The 16,674-nt window shown below is 48.9% G+C and carries 15 protein-coding genes; 9 read left to right on the forward strand and 6 right to left on the reverse strand.

Features of this window, described 5'->3' with window-relative positions; genetic code table 11:
- Nucleotides 1-2: 2 nt before the first annotated feature.
- Together BCF55_RS00620 and BCF55_RS00625 are read left to right on the forward strand one after the other, a co-directional pair.
- Nucleotides 3-1,313, forward strand: a complete 1,311-nt coding sequence (locus BCF55_RS00620; RefSeq protein WP_121008779.1) for a (Fe-S)-binding protein — start codon at nt 3-5, stop codon at nt 1,311-1,313.
- A complete protein-coding gene (locus BCF55_RS00625) occupies nt 1,310-3,004 on the forward strand; it encodes a nickel-dependent hydrogenase large subunit (RefSeq protein ID WP_121008781.1) in 1,695 nt (564 codons plus the stop codon). The genes BCF55_RS00620 and BCF55_RS00625 overlap by 4 nt, the downstream gene beginning before the upstream one ends.
- Here the strand turns inward: BCF55_RS00625 and BCF55_RS00630 are convergent.
- Complete coding sequence (locus BCF55_RS00630) at nt 2,991-4,685, reverse strand: hydrogenase maturation protein (RefSeq protein ID WP_121008783.1); 1,695 nt, start codon at nt 4,683-4,685, stop codon at nt 2,991-2,993. The two genes, BCF55_RS00625 and BCF55_RS00630, sit on opposite strands and share 14 nt — an antisense overlap.
- Before the next feature lie 32 nt (nt 4,686-4,717).
- Between BCF55_RS00630 and BCF55_RS00635 the strand changes: the two genes are divergently transcribed.
- Both BCF55_RS00635 and BCF55_RS00640 read left to right on the forward strand, forming a co-directional pair.
- On the forward strand, nt 4,718-5,647 hold the full coding sequence (locus tag BCF55_RS00635; protein WP_121008785.1) for an isoaspartyl peptidase/L-asparaginase family protein: 930 nt from the start codon (nt 4,718-4,720) through the stop codon (nt 5,645-5,647).
- Complete coding sequence (locus tag BCF55_RS00640; protein ID WP_121008787.1) at nt 5,629-6,987, forward strand: MATE family efflux transporter; 1,359 nt, start codon at nt 5,629-5,631, stop codon at nt 6,985-6,987. The genes BCF55_RS00635 and BCF55_RS00640 overlap by 19 nt, the downstream gene beginning before the upstream one ends.
- Here BCF55_RS00640 and BCF55_RS00645 read toward each other — a convergent pair.
- Nucleotides 6,947-8,599 (reverse strand): methyl-accepting chemotaxis protein, encoded by a 1,653-nt coding sequence (locus tag BCF55_RS00645; protein ID WP_121008789.1) that lies wholly within the window; start codon nt 8,597-8,599, stop codon nt 6,947-6,949. The genes BCF55_RS00640 and BCF55_RS00645 overlap by 41 nt on opposite strands.
- 66 nt (nt 8,600-8,665) lie before the next feature.
- Between BCF55_RS00645 and BCF55_RS00650 the strand changes: the two genes are divergently transcribed.
- Genes BCF55_RS00650 through flgL form a run of 3 tightly spaced genes read left to right on the forward strand, consistent with a single transcriptional unit; the run spans nt 8,666 to nt 11,960 of the window.
- Nucleotides 8,666-8,920 (forward strand): hypothetical protein, encoded by a 255-nt coding sequence (locus BCF55_RS00650; protein ID WP_121008791.1) that lies wholly within the window; start codon nt 8,666-8,668, stop codon nt 8,918-8,920.
- A complete protein-coding gene (flgK, locus tag BCF55_RS00655; protein ID WP_121008793.1) occupies nt 8,920-10,506 on the forward strand; it encodes a flagellar hook-associated protein FlgK in 1,587 nt (528 codons plus the stop codon). Before BCF55_RS00650 ends, flgK begins: the two co-directional genes overlap by 1 nt.
- A gap of 8 nt (nt 10,507-10,514) precedes the next feature.
- Nucleotides 10,515-11,960 (forward strand): flagellar hook-associated protein FlgL, encoded by a 1,446-nt coding sequence (flgL, locus tag BCF55_RS00660; RefSeq protein ID WP_121008795.1) that lies wholly within the window; start codon nt 10,515-10,517, stop codon nt 11,958-11,960.
- A 1-nt stretch (nt 11,961) separates the two neighbouring features.
- On the opposite strand, the gene BCF55_RS00665 is transcribed toward flgL, so the two are convergent.
- The gene (locus tag BCF55_RS00665) at nt 11,962-12,303 is read right to left on the reverse strand and encodes a DUF6394 family protein (RefSeq protein WP_121008797.1); all 342 of its coding nucleotides are present in this window, start codon (nt 12,301-12,303) and stop codon (nt 11,962-11,964) included.
- The gene (locus tag BCF55_RS00670; RefSeq protein WP_121008799.1) at nt 12,300-13,439 is read right to left on the reverse strand and encodes a potassium channel family protein; all 1,140 of its coding nucleotides are present in this window, start codon (nt 13,437-13,439) and stop codon (nt 12,300-12,302) included. The genes BCF55_RS00665 and BCF55_RS00670 overlap by 4 nt, the downstream gene beginning before the upstream one ends.
- Before the next feature lie 31 nt (nt 13,440-13,470).
- Here BCF55_RS00670 and BCF55_RS00675 point away from each other — a divergent pair, with 31 nt between their 5' ends.
- Nucleotides 13,471-13,677 (forward strand): hypothetical protein, encoded by a 207-nt coding sequence (locus BCF55_RS00675; RefSeq protein ID WP_121008801.1) that lies wholly within the window; start codon nt 13,471-13,473, stop codon nt 13,675-13,677.
- Nucleotides 13,674-13,895 carry a DUF167 domain-containing protein gene (locus BCF55_RS00680; protein ID WP_121008803.1) on the forward strand — a complete coding sequence of 74 codons (222 nt, stop codon included), beginning with the start codon at nt 13,674-13,676 and terminating at the stop codon, nt 13,893-13,895. The genes BCF55_RS00675 and BCF55_RS00680 overlap by 4 nt, the downstream gene beginning before the upstream one ends.
- On the opposite strand, the gene BCF55_RS00685 is transcribed toward BCF55_RS00680, so the two are convergent.
- Together BCF55_RS00685 and ilvD are read right to left on the reverse strand one after the other, a co-directional pair.
- Nucleotides 13,876-14,976 carry a metallophosphoesterase gene (locus BCF55_RS00685; RefSeq protein WP_170144711.1) on the reverse strand — a complete coding sequence of 367 codons (1,101 nt, stop codon included), beginning with the start codon at nt 14,974-14,976 and terminating at the stop codon, nt 13,876-13,878. The two genes, BCF55_RS00680 and BCF55_RS00685, sit on opposite strands and share 20 nt — an antisense overlap.
- A complete protein-coding gene (gene ilvD, locus BCF55_RS00690) occupies nt 14,976-16,646 on the reverse strand; it encodes a dihydroxy-acid dehydratase (protein WP_121008805.1) in 1,671 nt (556 codons plus the stop codon). Before ilvD ends, BCF55_RS00685 begins: the two co-directional genes overlap by 1 nt.
- Between the last annotated feature and the right edge of the window lie 28 nt (nt 16,647-16,674).

Here is a 16,674-nt window from a genome sequence, read left to right on the forward strand (position 1 = left end):
AAATGACGCTTCGCGTGGAACATAAAGAGCAGATAGGAGAGAGGGAGATAGAGACCTTCTACGAGGTCTGCAAGGGTGCTATCAATGCGGAGGTAGCCTCCTACCTTGAAGCCTGCGTGAGGTGCGGTCTTTGTGCGGAGGCGTGCCTCTTCTACATGGGGGAGAACATCTCCGGGAAGATAGACCCGACCCTCACCCCAGCCTACAAGGCTGACCTTCTTAGGGAGATATACAAGGAGAACTACACCATACTCGGAAGAATCAAGAAAGCTCTCGGTCTCGGAGTGAGGATAACACCCGAGGAGCTGAAAGACCAGGTCAGGCTCGCCTTCTACACCTGCACGATGTGTGACAGGTGCACCAAGGTCTGCCCCATGGGGATAGACACTCCGAGGCTTGTGGCGATAGTCAGGAGCGCCCTTACCGCTGCCGGTCTAACTCCTGAAGACTTGGCTGAAGCTACCAACACTGCCATAGAGAAGGGAAGCCCCCTCGGGGTTGATGTCCCTACCTTCCTCAGCAGGATAGATTTTATATCCGACGAGTGGGAGGTTGAGATTCCCGTTGACCAGAAGGCGGACTACCTCTACATACCCTCCTCCATAGAGCTGATGAAGTATCCCTCATCCGTCGCTTCAACCGCTAAGGTCCTGAACCACCTTGGTGTCAGCTGGACCGTTTCCACCAAAGCCCACGAAGCCACCAACTTCGGACTCTTTACCCAGAGCAAGGAGGTAACGAGGGAACTTCTCAGGAGGATTCTGGAGGGAGCTAAGGAGCTGGGCATAAAGACCATAATCGCCCCCGAGTGCGGACACGCCTACCAGTCCATGAGGTTTGTGGCTCCCAACGTCTTCCCGAAAGAGTGGAACTTTGAAGTTCTGAACGTCGTTGAGTTCTTGGACAGAATGGTTAAGGAAGGAAAGCTAAAGCTCAGTAAGAAGGTCATTGACCAGATAACCCTCCACGACTCCTGTCAGATAGGAAGAAGGGGAGGAGTTCTTAGGGAGCCGAGGAACATACTCAGGCTGATAGCTCAGGAGTTCAAGGACTCTGTTGAGTTTCCTGAGAAGAACATCTGCTGCGGAGGCGGTGGGGGTGTTGTGGTTGAGCACGAGGCGGACTACCACAGGCAGAAGGCTTTCCTCGCCAAGGCAGAGCTCTTTGACAAGGTGGGGGTAAAGAACGTTGCCTGCTACTGCGCCAACTGTATGCTCGCCCTGAACAAAAGCTCTCAGGAGCTGAACAGGGATTACAGGTTTCTGAGCCTCGTTGACCTCGTAGCTGAGGCGTTAGAGGAGGAAGAGGAATGAAGAGAGTTGTCGTTGACCCCGTAACGAGGATTGAGGGACATCTGAGGATAGAGGCTGAGGTCAAAGACGGAGTGATTCAGAAGGCTTACAGCTCAGGAACTATGGTCAGGGGGATAGAGATAATCCTGAGGGGCAGAGACCCCAGGGAAGCTTGGGCTTTCGCGCAGAGAATATGCGGTGTCTGCACAACAGTTCACGCCTTCGCCTCCATAAGGGCTGTTGAGGACGCCCTTGATATAGAAGTTCCAGAGAACGCCTCCCTCATAAGGAAGCTGATGATAGGGACCCTCTTCGTTCACGACCACGTTGTCCACTTCTACCATCTCCACGCCTTGGACTGGGTGAACCCTGTGCTGGCTCTCAAGGCAGACCCTGAAAAGACCTCCGAGCTTGCGAGGAAATATTCGGACTACGAGAAGTCCACCCCCGGATACTTCAGGGACGTCCAGAAGAAGGTCTTAGAGCAGGTGGAGAGGAAGCAGCTCGGGATATTCAGTAAAGGTTACTGGAACCATCCAGAGTACAAGCTTCCTCCTGAGCTGAACCTCATGCTCCTCGCCCACTACCTTGACGCCCTCAACTGGCAGACGAGGGTAATTCAGGTTCACACCATTTTTGGAGGCAAGAACCCCCACCCCAACTTCGCCGTGGGAGGTATGCCCTCCCCCATAAACCCTGCAAGCGATACGGCTATAAACATGGACAGACTTGGTAGGGTAAGGACACTCATAGAGGAGATGAACCACTTTGTGGAGAAAGTCTATCTACCCGACCTGATAGCCCTCGGGCAGTTCTACAGGGACTGGTTCTTCAAGGGTGAAGGTCTCGGAAACTTCCTCGTTTTGGGAGAGCCTGAGAGAGACTCCCACAGGAAAGGTAAGTGGTTCATACCGCCGACATTTATAAAGGGCAGGAACCTTAAAGAGGTTGAGGATGTTGACTATCAAGAGGTGAAGGAGTATGTAACCCACAGCTGGTATAGATACTCCGTTGGAGACGACAAGCCCCTGCACCCCTTTGAAGGGGAGACGGAGCTCAATTACACAGGACCCCAGCCTCCCTATGAGTATTTGAACGTTGATGAGAAATACTCATGGCTGAAGGCTCCGAGGTATAAGGACCTTCCCGCAGAGGTGGGACCCCTTGCGAGGGTTCTTACGATGTATGCGAGAGACCTCCACGGTGTTAGAGATGAGGTAAACGCTGTGCTAAAAGGTCTTGACCTGCCCCAGAAAGCTCTCTTCTCAACTCTTGGGAGGACATTGGCGAGGGGTATAGAAACCAAGGTCTACGCGAACGCCATGAGAGGCTGGTTTGGAAAGCTCCTGGAGAATGTGAAGAACGGAAATTACGACGTTTTCAACGGTGAGAAGTGGGAACCTTCCACGTGGAAGAAAGATACTAAGGGGTTCGGACTCATGGAGGCTCCGAGGGGTTCCCTATCCCACTGGGTTCATATCAAAGATGGAAAGATAACCAACTATCAGGCTGTGGTGCCCACCACCTGGAACGCCTCTCCGAGGGACGCTAAGGGTCAGCCCTCTGCCTACGAAGCATCCCTCGTAGGACATAAACTTCACAACCCCAAAGAACCTTTGGAGATTTTAAGAACGATTCACTCCTTTGACCCCTGTCTCGCCTGTGCCGTCCATCTCTACGGGGAGGAGGAGCTGGAAATCAGGGTGGTGTGAAGCCAAGCCTCCTGTGAATGGCGAGGTAGGGTGGTGTTCTGAAGTGGGGTAGCCTGTAAACGAAGTAGTAACGGGCTATGTGGTAGCTCGTATCAAATCCGTAGAAGTTCAGCTTCATCCTCTCAAGCTCTTCTTCCCTGCACCTCTTTATAAGCTCTTCCCACTCAGGACTCGTCCTCTCCTTTACCTTTTCCCTTATGAAACTATCAAACTCAGGTGAGTCTACAAACTCCTCAACCCTTCTCTTCAGCTCTCTCCTGAACTCCGAAGGAGTCCTCCCGAAGACCTTATCTATCAGACCCATCTCCTGAGCCTGCTCGGAGCTTACGGGCATCCTCCTCTCCATGACCTCCCTTCCCTTCTCCCAGCCTACCCTCTTGGGCAGTGTATAGGTCCAGAACTCTGAGCCGTAGAGGTTCCCGATGTTCTTGTAGTGGGGGTTGAGAACTACCCCTTTCCTTGCGAAGACGAGGTCGCATGTTAGGGCTAAGAAGACACCTCCGGCTCCTGCGTTCCCCTGCATACCTGCAACGGTGAGCCTATCAGGAGTTTTGAGTATCTCCTCGCACAGGTCGTCCATGGCGTTTATGTTCCTCCAGGACTCGTCGGGCGGACTCTCGGCGTTCTCTATGGTGTTCAGGTTCATACCGTTGGAGAAGAAGTCCTCCTGACCGAGAAGGACTATAGCCTTGACGGGTCTTCTCTTCGCATACCTCACGACGTCTCTGAGTTTCTCGCACTGCTCGGTAGACATAGCCCCGTTGTAAAAGTTGAAGTATATGTATGCGATGTCCTTCTCTTCCTCGTAGAGGATTTCCCTGTATGTTCTAACCTCAACCTTCTCCCAGGGCTTTATGGGAACTTCCGGGACTCTTTCGGCTATCCCAGGGAAAACCCTCAGAACCGGCAGTTTTATGGAGTTCTTTCCCCTTCTCCTCACGTGGGTTATCCACACCGCTCCGTCAGTCGTTCCGATGCATACAGCCTCGTCCCTGTGAGCTATGACCTCACCCGGTCTTCCCCTAAGCTCCTCCTCCGGGAAGGCGTTGTAAAGTAAGACTTCTTCACCGAATACCTTTTCGTCTAAGACTCCCGGCTGGCTGTCTGAAGCGTAAACCTTTCTGAGGACATCCTCCGTCGTGTCCCTCTCCCAGTCTATCCTCCTTACACTCTGCTCCATCTTGGGGTTCCACTTGCCTTCCCTCTGGGGCTCTGGCTTGAAGCCTCCCCTCTCAAACTTATCTATAGCCTCCAAAACGCACTCAACGGCAGATTCCGTTACCTCGTTCCTGTAGAGGCTTGACTTCCTCGCAAACCTCATGGGGAACTCCCTCCAAGCCCAGACATCCCCCGCATCGTACTCCTCGGTAGCCTCAATCAGGGTAACTCCCCACCTCCTTTCGTTCTTAAGAATTGCCCAGTCAAGGGCTGAGGGACCCCTGTCTCCGGGAGGACCGGGGTGAATTACCAAAGTTTTATATTTACTCCACACCTCGGCAGGTATCTTCCTCCTCAGGAAAGGGGCTATTATGAGGTCTGGTCTGTAAAGCTCTGCAGCCTCTATCATTAGCTCAGGATGGACGTCCAGCTCAACGGAAACCTCATGCCCCCTCTCGGTCAGCTCACAGTAGAGCCTCTGGGAAAGGGAGTTGAAGCGGTAGCAGTAGAAAAGTACCCTCATGGTGAATACCTGTTCATTATTATAATAGCTCCATGAAGGCTATTGTCATCCACGGCGGTGCGGGGAGGTGGGAGGATAAGGACCTTAAAGAAGCCCTTGAGGTTATGGAGGAATCCCTTAAAAGAGGAATGGAAGTCCTGAAGGGAGGAAGGAGTTCTCTGGACGCTGTTGAGACAGCGATAAAGGTTATGGAGGACAGTCCATTATTCAACGCCGGGCTCGGTAGTGCCCTTACCTTGGATGGAAAGATTGAGATGGACGCCTGTGTGGTCGTGGATGAGCCGAGGACGATAGGGGCGGTTATAGGTGTTGACGGTGTTAAGAACCCTATATCCCTTGCAAGGCTCATAGCCGAGAGGACGGACCACTGCATAATGCACGGGGAGGGCGCAAAGAGACTTGCCGAAGTTTTCGGCTTAGAGTTCTCTTTCCTTATTACCGAAAGGGCGAAGGAGAGACTTGAGAAGATAAAGAGAAAGCTCCTTGAAGGGGAGCTTGAAGAAAAAGAGTTCTTTAGAAGGACAGCTGAACTGATGAGAAGGTACCCGGAGCTCTTTACGGGGACTGTCGGGGCTGTAGCTACCGACGGTAAAAGTGTCTGTGCCGGGACGTCCACAGGAGGTTCTCACATAAAGCTCTACGGAAGGGTTGGGGACACACCCATACCCGGAGCCGGAACGTGGGCTGAAAGGGGTGTGGGGGCTTCGGCAACGGGGATAGGGGAGGGAATAATAAAGGTTCTGCTTACCAAAACCCTTGTGGATTACGTTCTCAGAGATGGTGTTTCTATAAACGAAGCCTGTAAATTAGCCGTTCAGAGGACCGAGTATCCAGCGGGAGCTATAGCTCTGGACATAAGAGGAGTTCATGGCTGTTATCACAACACGGATAAAATGCCTTACGGCTACGCCAACGAAAGGGGTGAGTTTATACTAAGATACTCATGCAAAGAGTCCTCATAAACCCCGAAGCTCCCAAGTCGGAGAACGCAAAGAAGATAATTAAGTTAGCCTTCCCAATAATCGTCGTGAACCTCCTCTACACGGTAGAGAGCATGTTCTCCTTAGTCCTCGTCTCGGGTATATCTGCCTCGGCGGTGGCTGCCGTAGGCTTCAGCCTATCACTCCTGTGGTTCATCTACTCTCTGATGGCTCTCTCCTACACCGGAACGAGCGTCCTTGTGGCTCAAAAGGTGGGTGCTGGTGAAGACCCCTCTCCCGTCCTCTCTTCGGGACTGCTCATCTCCTTCCTGATAGCCCTTCCTTTAACCTTTTTCGGTAAGGACCTTGTCCTTTACCTTATGTCCCTTCTCGGGGCTTCCGACAGGGTGGTGTCCCTCTCCTCCGAATATCTGACACCCATCTTCTGGTTCATAACAGTGGGTTTCATGACCAACACCTTCTACGGAGCCTTCAACGGGGCAGGGGATACGAGAACACCCATGAAGGTGGCGGTGCTGATGAACGTAGTGAATATATCCACCGCCTATTGCCTTATATACGGAAAGTTTGGACTCCCGAAGCTCGGTGTCCAGGGTGCGGGATGGGGAATAGTCTTCTCGGAGCTCTTAGCCTTCCTGATATACCTCTACCTCACAAGGGTTCTGAAGAAACCTTTTCCTCTCCTTTTCAGCGTGGACAAAGAAACCCTTCTTAAGATGGTGAGGATAGGCACCCCGACAGCTGTTGAAAGAGCGGTTACGAGCCTCTCCTTTAATGTCTTCGTTGGTTTCATCGCCCATTTTGGAGACAAGGTTTTAGCAGCTCACCAGGTAGGTCTCAGGATTGAAGGTATATCCTTCATGGTAGGCTTTGGCTTTATGGTAGCGAGTACCGTTATAGCTGGGCAGAACTACGGAGCTAAGAACTTACCTGGTCTTATTTACGGTGTCAGATTTACAGCCAATTTAACGGCTGCACTGATGGGAATTCTTGGTCTAGTGCTTATACTCTTTCCCAAATACCTCTCCCTTCCCTTCAGCAGAGACCCTGAGGTTATAAGATGGGCTGTTTACTACCTGATAATAGTCGGTATATCTCAGGTCCCTATGGCTTATGCCGTGATATTCTCAGGAGCTTTAAAGGGGATGGGAAGAACCACTATACCCATGGTGGTAAACATAGCCTCCTTCTGGCTCTTCAGGATAATACCCTCCTACTTGTTCTTGAAGTTTATCCACTCCCCCCTCGTTCCCTGGACCTTCATGACCGTTGAGATGTTCCTGAGGGCTCTCCTCTTCTACTTGGCTTTTAAAAGGGAGCTCAGACGTCAAAGCCCTTCATTTTCTCCTCAACCTGATTAGACACCTTACCTATCTTCCTTATCTCACCAACAATTTCCTTCACGCTGGCGGTATTCTTCTCAGATACGTTTGTAATCTCGGTCATGTTGTCCCTTATTATGTCTATGGCTCTGCTCTGTTCCTCCATCGCTGTGGCTATAGTATCTATTATGTTGGCTATCTCCTTGGTAACCTCTTCAATCTTCTTATAACTCTCAACGACATCCTCTGAGGCTGTCCTACCCTCTTCCACGGTGTTCATAGCCTTCTCAACGAGAGCTGCTATATCCTTTGCAGCGTTTCCTGATATCTCTGCCAGCCTTCTTACCTCATCGGCAACCACCGCAAAGCCTCTTCCCATTTCCCCTGCTCTCGCCGCTTCTATCGCTGCGTTCAGGGCTAAGAGGTTCGTCTGCTCCGCTATGTTTATTATCGTCTCCGTTATGGAACTTATCTCCTGACTTACCTTTACAATGTTCCCTATAGCAGAGTGCATCACATCCACCTTATCTTTTCCAGTCTTTATGCTCTCCTCCATATCCGTGGATATATTTCTTGCCCTTAAAGTCTCTTCTGATATTTGTCTCAGCGCTTCTGAGGTTTCATCAACGGAGGTCATTATGCTCGCTATACTGCTGTTGAGGTTGTCGTTCTCCCTCTCTATTCTGTCAGCGTTCTTTTCCAGGACCTTTATACTACCCGCTATTGTTTCAAGACCGCTTTTGGCTTCCCTGAGAGCGTTCTGTAGGTCGGATAGGGAGCTGTTTATATAACCTTTTAACTCCTCAATGTCACCTTTGTACTCACCCTGTACTCTCACCTTCAGGTTTCCTTTTGAGACCTTCATCATCACGTCTCTTATTGACACTATTGCACTCCCTATGTCCCTCACCATCTGCTCTAAAGAGCTTACAAGTCTGTCCAGTTCGTTCTTAAACTTGCTGAACTGCACGTTTTTAAACTGCATCTGCTTTGCAAGCTCTTCAACGGTTGAGGACAGGGTGTTTATGTAACCTATTATTCCCTTTGATACGAGCAGAAGGACAGCAGATACTATTAGTACGGAAGGTATGGTGATACCTATAACCAGAACGCTGGCAAGGAATACACTTCTTTCAAGCTCCTTCTGCTCAGCACTTATATGCTTTAGCCTTAGCTTTATGAGGGTGTCAAGGGTATCTATCGTATCCTTAAAGCCCTTCTTTTCCGCTTCAATCAAAGCGGTCTTTGCCTCGTCGTAAGCTTCCAACTCCAGAAGTTGTATGACGTTCTCAAGGTCCCCTTGATAGGTAAAGAAGGCGAGGTTCCTTGTCAGTTCCGCCTCTTCTTTGCTGAGCTCCTTCTCCCTTTTCTTCAGGATTGCAAGCTTTTCCAGATAACTCTTCACATTTTCCTTTATGTTTTTCCTCGCCTCCTGATCCTGGGGGTTGAATATAAGGTTCCTTATCGCTATGGCTGCGAACAGCATGTTTAGCTTCATATCCTTGTATATGTCAAGCTCTTCAACTGAGCTCTGCACATCCCTGATGGACTTTACAACCCTTTGCTCTGTAACGTACAGGACTGCAGCTACAGCTACTCCAACCACCACAAGGAGAGCATTTACCGTCAGCAGCTTACCCTTTATGGTCATATCCTAACCTCCTTACCTCAAAAATAATCGGAAGTAAACGATGGATATTTTATAGGAGGTTCAGACTTGGAAGGGATTGAAGAAAAGCTCAGCCGTATAAAGGAGAGGCTGCTTGACCCTTTCAACGTGGAGAACCTTGAAAAGGACTTTGAAGAGCTCCTTGGTCTCATGAAGAAGGCAGCGCCAGAAGAACTGGAAAAGGCGAGAGGGGAGTTTGAGGAAGTCAAGAAACTCCTCTCCAGGAATCTGTCCATAATATCAGGGAGTTTGAAACCTATCCTTGAGAGGGGACAGGGTGGACTCTTCTCACGGAGGGTGTGATGTTTGGAGCTTCCTTCGGTATAATCTCCCAGGCTCTTGAGATATACAGAAAATCCCTTGATATACATAACAGGAACGTTATTAACGCCAACAACCCGGACTATGTTCAGGAAGACCCTGTTGTGGAGAGCTTTGCCCCTGTAGGCATAAACTTTCAGGACGTGAGGAGGGACCAGAACATATACTACGTTAACCTCAGAAATGCGAAACTGTCCCTTGTTAGATACCTTGAGGAGAGGAGCGGGGTTCTTGAAAACGTTGAAGGTATATTTCAGGAGCTTTTTGAGGGGACAGGGATAAGCGACTACACAAACAGATTTTACAGTGCCTACCTTGACCTTATGAAAGACCCTACCAACGAGGGGGCAAAGAACGAACTTTACAATGCGGCAAAGAGCCTATCAGACTTTTTAAGGGATAAATCAAGGGATATAGACGCTCTAAGCAACAGCATAGACTACAGCCTCAGGGACGTGGTCTCCAAAATAAACGAGCTGAACAGGAAACTCTTCAATATAAACAAAGAGATAACGGTAATGTATGCCCAGAACTATGCCAGGGGCAAGGACTATAAGAACCTGTTGGATACTAGGGATAAATACCTCAGGGAGCTCTCTGAACTCATAAACATAAACGTTCAGCAGGATGAGCTCGGAAGGGTGAAGGTAACTACCTCCAAGGGGTTTGCCCTCGTTGATTTTCAGGATAATTACTGGCAGTTAGAGTTCACGGGAGGAAGACTTTACTGGAAGTCTAAGGACGGAAACGATGTGGATATAACGGACGTTCTGGAATCAGGAAAGGTTAAAGCCCTCCTTGACGCAAAGGCAGACCTGGGAAGATTCAAGAGTGAGTTGGATAGTATAGCTGCCCAGCTGATATCCGAGGTGAAACTACCCAGAGAGAACAGCGGGACTTGGTACCTCCTGACAAACTTAAGTGACCCAACCCAGCCTCTTTCTACTTACGGTCTTGACGGAGACCTACAGTTCTATGATGCCTCTACAGACCCACCTACACTCCTTGCAACTATAAGTAATTACGGAACTTTGTCCTTGAACGACCTGGCAAATGCTATAAATGCCAATGCAACCCTGACATCAGCGGGCTTCTCTGCAACTGTAGTAACTAACCCAGACGGGACCTACACTCTAAGGATAGACAACGCGGGTTCAAATTATTCTGTTGTGGATACAGGAAACAATATATATGAAAGTTCTCCCGTGTTTACCGGAACCGATTCCTCCGACATAGCTCCTGTAAGCACCCTGCGCTCAGATATTGACGATATAGACTTCTCCCTTACAGACACCTTCAGCGATTATGCAAACACGTGGTGGGATAATTCAAAAAGGAGGGTCAGTGATTTCATCAGTGATATATCCACAACCCAGGCTGACCTTAAGGACAAGCTCAGGATAGAATCCGCTCTGCTGGAATCCCTTGACAGGAAGTTGAAAGAAATGCAGGGAGTTTCAATTGATAGGGAGTTCATGGAGATAATGAAGGTTCAGAGGACTTACGAGGCTGTTGCGAAGATAGTTACCACTATAGACGAGCTCCTTCAGACAACTTTGAACATGTGAGGTGAGATATGAAAGTACCTGACAGCTTGCTGTATACGATTTTTCAACAGCAGGACGAAAAATTAAGGGAGAGCATAGCCAGAAAGACGATGGAGATATCTACCGGTAAGAGGGTTCATAACCTTTCCGATGACCCGGTTGCAACCTTTAACATACTGAGCCTCAGGAAAGATATCTCCCAGCTCTCCCAGTTCTCTAAGAACAGACTCTTTTCTGACGTTAACCTCTCTTACATTGACTTTACCCTTAACAAGGTTTCAGACAAGATAAAAGCTCTCTATACTAAGGCTGTTCAGGCAAAGAATGAGCTCCATACTAAGGACGCCCTTATCGCCATGAGTGCAGAGTTTGATGAAGCCCTTGGTTTCCTCCTTGACAGGGCTAATGAAAAGGTTGGAGAGAACTATATATTTTCAGGTTCTGCTCTCACAACAAGACCCTTTTCTGCAAATTTCACATATCAAGGTTCCCAGGAACCCTTTAACGTTCAAATAGACGAGAGCAATTTTACCGAAGTCTTCTCCCCCGGTAGCAGGGTATTCTCTACAAACGTGTATCAGCTTGACGCCTTCTTTACAACTCCCACGACCCCCTTTGGTGTATCGGGAACCCTAAACGTGAACTACAACAGCACTACCGTTAGCCTTGATTACGGGAGAGGAGTGTGGTACCTTGCCGGGAAGGTATCAGACCCGAATGAGCCTCTCACTAACTATGGTTTTGATGGAGACCTGATACTCTATGATAGCGGTATGAACGAGCTTGCTCGTATATCCAACTATGGGCAGTATTCTCTAAACGACCTTATAACCCAGATAAACACAAGCTTTGGTAGTGAGAATATCAGTGCGTCTCTGGTTACCAACCCGGACGGAACTTATACGCTCCGTATCGCTGACGGAGATTCACCTGCGGATAATTTCATAGCCGACACTTCCGGCAACGTTCTTGAGAGTAACAACCTGGAGAATTTTGTAAGCATATTCAACGGTATATCTCCGGGAGATGTGAATGCCTTTGTTCACCAGGCTCCCTCTGGTATGTACACCCTTAGGCTTGCCCCTGAAGATGTATCAACTACACTGAACCTGAGCTTCACGGGTTCCGGCTTGGGAAGTTTCTTCGCACCCAATATTTTCCAGCTGATAAACGAAGTAAAGGAGAAGCTTGCCAACGGGTTGAACCCGGACGACTCAGACCTTATGGCTGTTCAGCGGTCTTACGATAAGGTTGTCTCTGAGAGGAGCAGGTTCGGGAGTATACTTTCCCAGGTTAAAGACCAACAACCCGTTCAGGAGAACAGGATGGATGTCCTCAAAAAGCAGAAATCTGATAACGAGGAGGTTGAGCTTTCTGAAAGCATAATGGAGTACACCCGTTACAGAACAGCTTACGAAGCCCTCATGAGGATAGTTGCCGATACCAAGGATATGACCATACTCAGGTATATCTGACCTATTCTTCCTCTGTAAAAGCTCCGAGAACCGTCTCTATTATTGAGATTATCACCGATATTACGTTGGCAGCCAGCGCACCCTGGACGAGACCGATAGCTTCAACCTGGTCTCCGAGGAAGAACATAAAAAGAGCTGGAATCAGGTGAAGGTCTGCTACCAGGCTTGAAGCGAGCATCTCCGTGGATAAGACTCTGCCCTCACCTATCTTGAGTATTGTGGCGGCTAAATTGGCAGCTACCGTTATTACAAGCTCGTAAGGATTCGGGCTAACTATAAAGCTTATGTTGGTTGTCAGAGCCATAAGTATGAAGAAGTCTGTGATTATCTTCTTGTACCTCATCTCTCTCCCTCCAGGACTCTGTAAGCTTCCTCAAGCAGTATCTTCTGAGCTTTCTTAAGGTTCTTCGGTTGTCCAAAGATTATCAAGGTGTCTCCTTCCTCAACCACGGTTTCCCCTGTTACGGTAACGTCCAGGTATCCGTTGGATTTCCTTATCGCTATTACGGTAACCTTGAGAGCCCTCCTGAGGTCTATCTCCTTTAACCTCTTCCCGATAAGGGGGGAGCCGGGTTCAACTTTAAGCTCAAGGATATCTATGTCCGTCTCCTCTCCGAAGGCTATCCTGTCAAAGAGGTCTGATATAAAGGCTGAGCCTGTATGGAATATGTAAGAGGCGAGTCGGGTAGCGAGGAGCTTGTTGGGTATCAGTGCTCTGTTTGCTCCAAGCTCTTCAAGCTTTTTGGCTGCACCGTCTGTAGGGGCGAAAGAGTATATGTAAAAGTCCGACTTGGAAGGTCTTATAAGTCTGGCGGTCACTATAACCGCTATGTTATGGGCGTCATCTCCGAGGTTAACTATCATACCCTTGGCTTTCTTTATCCCCGCGGATTGGAGCACAGACTTCTTGTGAGGTTCTTCTATGATGAAGTACTTTATGTTATGTTCCTGAAGGTATTTGAGAGCGGACTCGTTGCTTTCAATAACTACAAACTCAATCTTCCTCTTTTTTAGAAACTGGGCTAACCAGGCTGAAGTCTTATCGTATCCGCATATTATGTAATGACCCTCAAGCTCTTCAATTTCCCTAAGCATCTTTATTACCCTGTAGAGCTTAATTATATCTTCCTTAAAGAACACCCTTACTATCACTGTTACCGAGCTTGTAAATACCCCTATACCCATGAGAGCTAAGAAGGAGGTGAACACTCTACCGTAAGGGGTATCACTCCCAGGTGCTATCTCTCCAAAGCCTATGGTGCCAATAGTTATTATGGTCATATAAAAAGAGTTTATGAAGTCACCTCCCGAGAGGACCATGTAGCCGAGGGTTCCTACTGTAAGGGTTGTATGAAGCATAAGTAGGGGTACTCGGAACTCCTTCAAAACCTCTATGAGCTTTCTTTGATAAAGCTCTATAAGCTTGGGTTCTTCCTTTCTTAACCTGATTCTCTTTCTTCTCCTTTTTACGCTTGCCATACTCTATAGGGATTATAATAGTTCCTGCACTATGAAGATAAATGCCATAGTCATTGATATTGAGGGAACCACATCCGAGATAACGGAAAAGCTCAATGAGGTTATTGATGCCGTGTATGAAGAGGGAGGAGAAGTGTTAGACGTTAAGGTAACCCATGCGAGAGAACATGGGATTGACGGCTTTATCGTTGTATATACGATAATTTACAGAAGTGAAAGGGAAATCCCTGAAGAGTGATAATAACGGTTAAGGTAAAACCTGGAGCCAGAAGGGAAGAGGTAAAGGAAATATCCAGAGACTATCTTGAGGTGCGTGTGAACGCTCCACCTGAGAAAGGAAAGGCGAACGAGCGGGTTTTAGAGCTTATAGCCAGGCACTATGGGGTGCGAAAGAGCTCTGTGAGGATACTAAAGGGAGAAAGGGCAAGGGAGAAACTCATTGAGATAGACCTCTGAGGGTGACAATAACTACGTCTGGAGGCGAAAGGAGCCGCATTGGAGGTCCCCCCGTGCCCACACCTTTACTTACGACTATAAACTTACCCGGTGCGAGTTCCTTTATACCCCTGTCTGTCTCATAGATAAGTCTCAGAACGGTATAACCTACAAAGAATAGAACCCCTCCGTGGGTGTGTCCTGCAATAACAAGGTCAAGGTGGGGAATAGCCTCCCTTTTAACCTCTGGTCTGTGTTTTAAGAGTATTGTGTATCTTGAGGTGTCCGCACCTTTAAGGACTTCAACCTCATCTGTGAAAACCCTGTACCCCAACTTTTCTCCATCCGGGTCATCAACTCCAGCTAAATTCAAAAGCCCTTTGACCTCAATAATTTCCCCTCGGAGGACTTTGAACCCAGCTCTCTCAAGGAAACTTAAGGATTGCTCAAGTCCTGCGTAGTATTCGTGATTTCCTACAACGGCGAACTTACCGAGAGGAGGGTTTATGCTGGAAAGCATCTCTGCGAGCTCTTCAGAGTCTCTCATGTTCCCGTCCACCGTGTCCCCGGTTGCGACGAGTATATCGGGTCTCTCCCTCTCGTAAACCTTCCTAACCATTTCTATCTTGTCCTCCCTCATAACGGGTCCAAGATGAAGATCGGATGCGTTCATGATTTTTATCTCCACCCCTTTCGGTAGCTTTGGAGTTTCTATCACGTACCTCTCCACCTGGAGGAAGTAGGTTTCTGCATGACTGTAGGCGCTTACAAGCAAGGTCAGGAAGAGGGTTAGAAAAAAGGCTTCCCTAGGACCTGGTGAGTGGAACTTCCTGTAGAGGTCTATAAGGATACCTATAAGAAAGAAGTAGATGATGAAGCCCATCCAGAATAGACTGAAGAAGGCAAGCGGTCTTGATAGCTCGGTTTCTCCGTTCCTATCAAGGAATCTCCATATAGCAGGAGACAGGGTTGTCAGTGCAAACAGGGTAAGGACGAAGAGCCTCTGCACCCTCACTGGTTCAAAAGCTTGACAGAGTTTCCTGTAGGCATAGTAATGGACAAGGGAATAAATAATAAAGAATACGGGTATAAACAGACGCATCAGGCTTGGAGGATAGCTCCTTTAGAAGCGTTGGTAACGAGTTTTGCGTACCTCCTCAGCCAAGAGCTGGGAATCTCCTTCTGTTTAGGTTTAAAGTTCTCAAGCCTCTTCTTTAGTTCCTCTTCGGATATGAGGAGCTCAAGCCTTCTATTGGGAATATCTAAGAGTATCTCGTCACCATCCTGGACTATACCTATGGGTCCCCCTTCGGCTGCTTCTGGGGAAACGTGTCCTATGCAAGCTCCCCTCGTTCCTCCGGAGAACCTCCCGTCCGTTATAAGAGCCACCTTGTCGCCGAGACCCATACCCACTATCGCCGAGGTGGGTGATAGCATCTCCCTCATGCCGGGTCCGCCTTTGGGTCCCTCGTACCTTATAACCACAACGTGTCCGGGCTTCACCTTCCCTCCCAATATTCCTTCTATAGCCTCCTCTTCCGAGTCAAAGCATATAGCTTTTCCTTTGAACCTCAGCATGCTCTCCACAACCCCTGCCGTCTTCACCACCGAGCCTTCGGGAGCGAGGTTGCCGAAGAGTATGGCTATACCTCCGTCCTCGGAGTACGGGTTGTCTATGGGTCTTACCACCTCTCCGTCCGCGTCCTTTGCCTCCTCTGCTATCTCCCTCAAGGTCTTTCCGCTCACCGTGAGCCTGTCAAGGTGCAGGAGTCCTTCCCTCTTGGAGAGTTCCCTTATTATGGTCGGTATTCCGCCAACCCTGTCTAAGTCCTCAATGTGATAATGGGAGGCGGGAGCTATCTTACATACAGTTGGAGTTCTCTTGGATATCTCGTTTATCTTGGCAAGGTCGTACTCTATCCCCGCTTCCCTCGCTATGGCAAGAAGGTGAAGTATGGTGTTGGAAGAGCCACCCATCGCGATATCAACGGTAAAGGCATCGTCTATAGCCTCCTCGGTGAGTATATCCCTCGCCTTTATGTCTTTCTCCAAGAGTTCCATTATCTTCCTCGCAGCTTCCCTCGCGAGGAGTTCCCTTCTGGGGTCTATCGCCAGTATGGTTCCATTTCCCGGCAGGGCTAAGCCTAAGACCTCCGTTAAACAGTTCATGGAGTTCGCCGTGAACATCCCCGCACAGCTCCCGCAGGTGGGACAGGCGTTCTGCTCTATAACCTTAAGTTCCTTTTCGGTTATCTGACCGCTCTTGAGCTGCCCTATCCCCTCAAAAACCGAGATAAGGTCTATCTTCTTACCCTCATGCTCTCCGGCTAACATAGGTCCCCCACTTATGAAGATGGTAGGAACGTTCACCCTCATGGCTCCCATAAGCATTCCTGGGACTATCTTGTCGCAGTTGGGTATGCATATAAGAGCATCCAGCTGGTGGGCGTTTACCACCGTCTCTATGGAGTCGGCTATCAGCTCACGGGAAGGGAGGGAGTAGTGCATCCCGTAGTGTCCCATGGCTATGCCGTCGTCCACCCCTATCACGTTGAACTCTATGGGGACACCTCCAGCTTTCCTTACCTCCTCCTTTATGGGTTCTACGAACTCCCTCAGATGGACATGCCCTGGGATTATGTCTATGTAAGAGTTTGCTATACCTATTAGAGGTTTGTCAAAGTCCTCCTCCGAGAGACCGCAGGCTCTCAGAAGCGCCCTGTGGGGTGCTCTCTCTGTTCCCTTCTTTATAACATCGCTCCTGTATCCCATATCTTACCTCCGAGTTTTAAATATATAA

Origin of the sequence: Hydrogenivirga caldilitoris (assembly GCF_003664005.1) — a bacterium.
GTDB classification, from domain to species: Bacteria; Aquificota; Aquificia; order Aquificales; family Aquificaceae; genus Hydrogenivirga; species Hydrogenivirga caldilitoris.

Bases quoted from the DNA above. Each gene is read 5' to 3' on its own strand.
- BCF55_RS00620 (WP_121008779.1), top strand. From the start codon at position 3: ATGACGCTTCGCGTGGAACATAAAGAGCAGATAGGAGAGAGGGAGATA.
- BCF55_RS00625 (WP_121008781.1), top strand. From the start codon at position 1,310: ATGAAGAGAGTTGTCGTTGACCCCGTAACGAGGATTGAGGGACATCTG.
- BCF55_RS00630 (WP_121008783.1), bottom strand. From the start codon at position 4,685: ATGAGGGTACTTTTCTACTGCTACCGCTTCAACTCCCTTTCCCAGAGG.
- BCF55_RS00635 (WP_121008785.1), top strand. From the start codon at position 4,718: ATGAAGGCTATTGTCATCCACGGCGGTGCGGGGAGGTGGGAGGATAAG.
- BCF55_RS00640 (WP_121008787.1), top strand. From the start codon at position 5,629: ATGCAAAGAGTCCTCATAAACCCCGAAGCTCCCAAGTCGGAGAACGCA.
- BCF55_RS00645 (WP_121008789.1), bottom strand. From the start codon at position 8,599: ATGACCATAAAGGGTAAGCTGCTGACGGTAAATGCTCTCCTTGTGGTG.
- flgK (WP_121008793.1), top strand. From the start codon at position 8,920: ATGTTTGGAGCTTCCTTCGGTATAATCTCCCAGGCTCTTGAGATATAC.
- flgL (WP_121008795.1), top strand. From the start codon at position 10,515: ATGAAAGTACCTGACAGCTTGCTGTATACGATTTTTCAACAGCAGGAC.
- BCF55_RS00665 (WP_121008797.1), bottom strand. From the start codon at position 12,303: ATGAGGTACAAGAAGATAATCACAGACTTCTTCATACTTATGGCTCTG.
- BCF55_RS00670 (WP_121008799.1), bottom strand. From the start codon at position 13,439: ATGGCAAGCGTAAAAAGGAGAAGAAAGAGAATCAGGTTAAGAAAGGAA.
- BCF55_RS00675 (WP_121008801.1), top strand. From the start codon at position 13,471: ATGAAGATAAATGCCATAGTCATTGATATTGAGGGAACCACATCCGAG.
- BCF55_RS00685 (WP_170144711.1), bottom strand. From the start codon at position 14,976: ATGCGTCTGTTTATACCCGTATTCTTTATTATTTATTCCCTTGTCCAT.
- ilvD (WP_121008805.1), bottom strand. From the start codon at position 16,646: ATGGGATACAGGAGCGATGTTATAAAGAAGGGAACAGAGAGAGCACCC.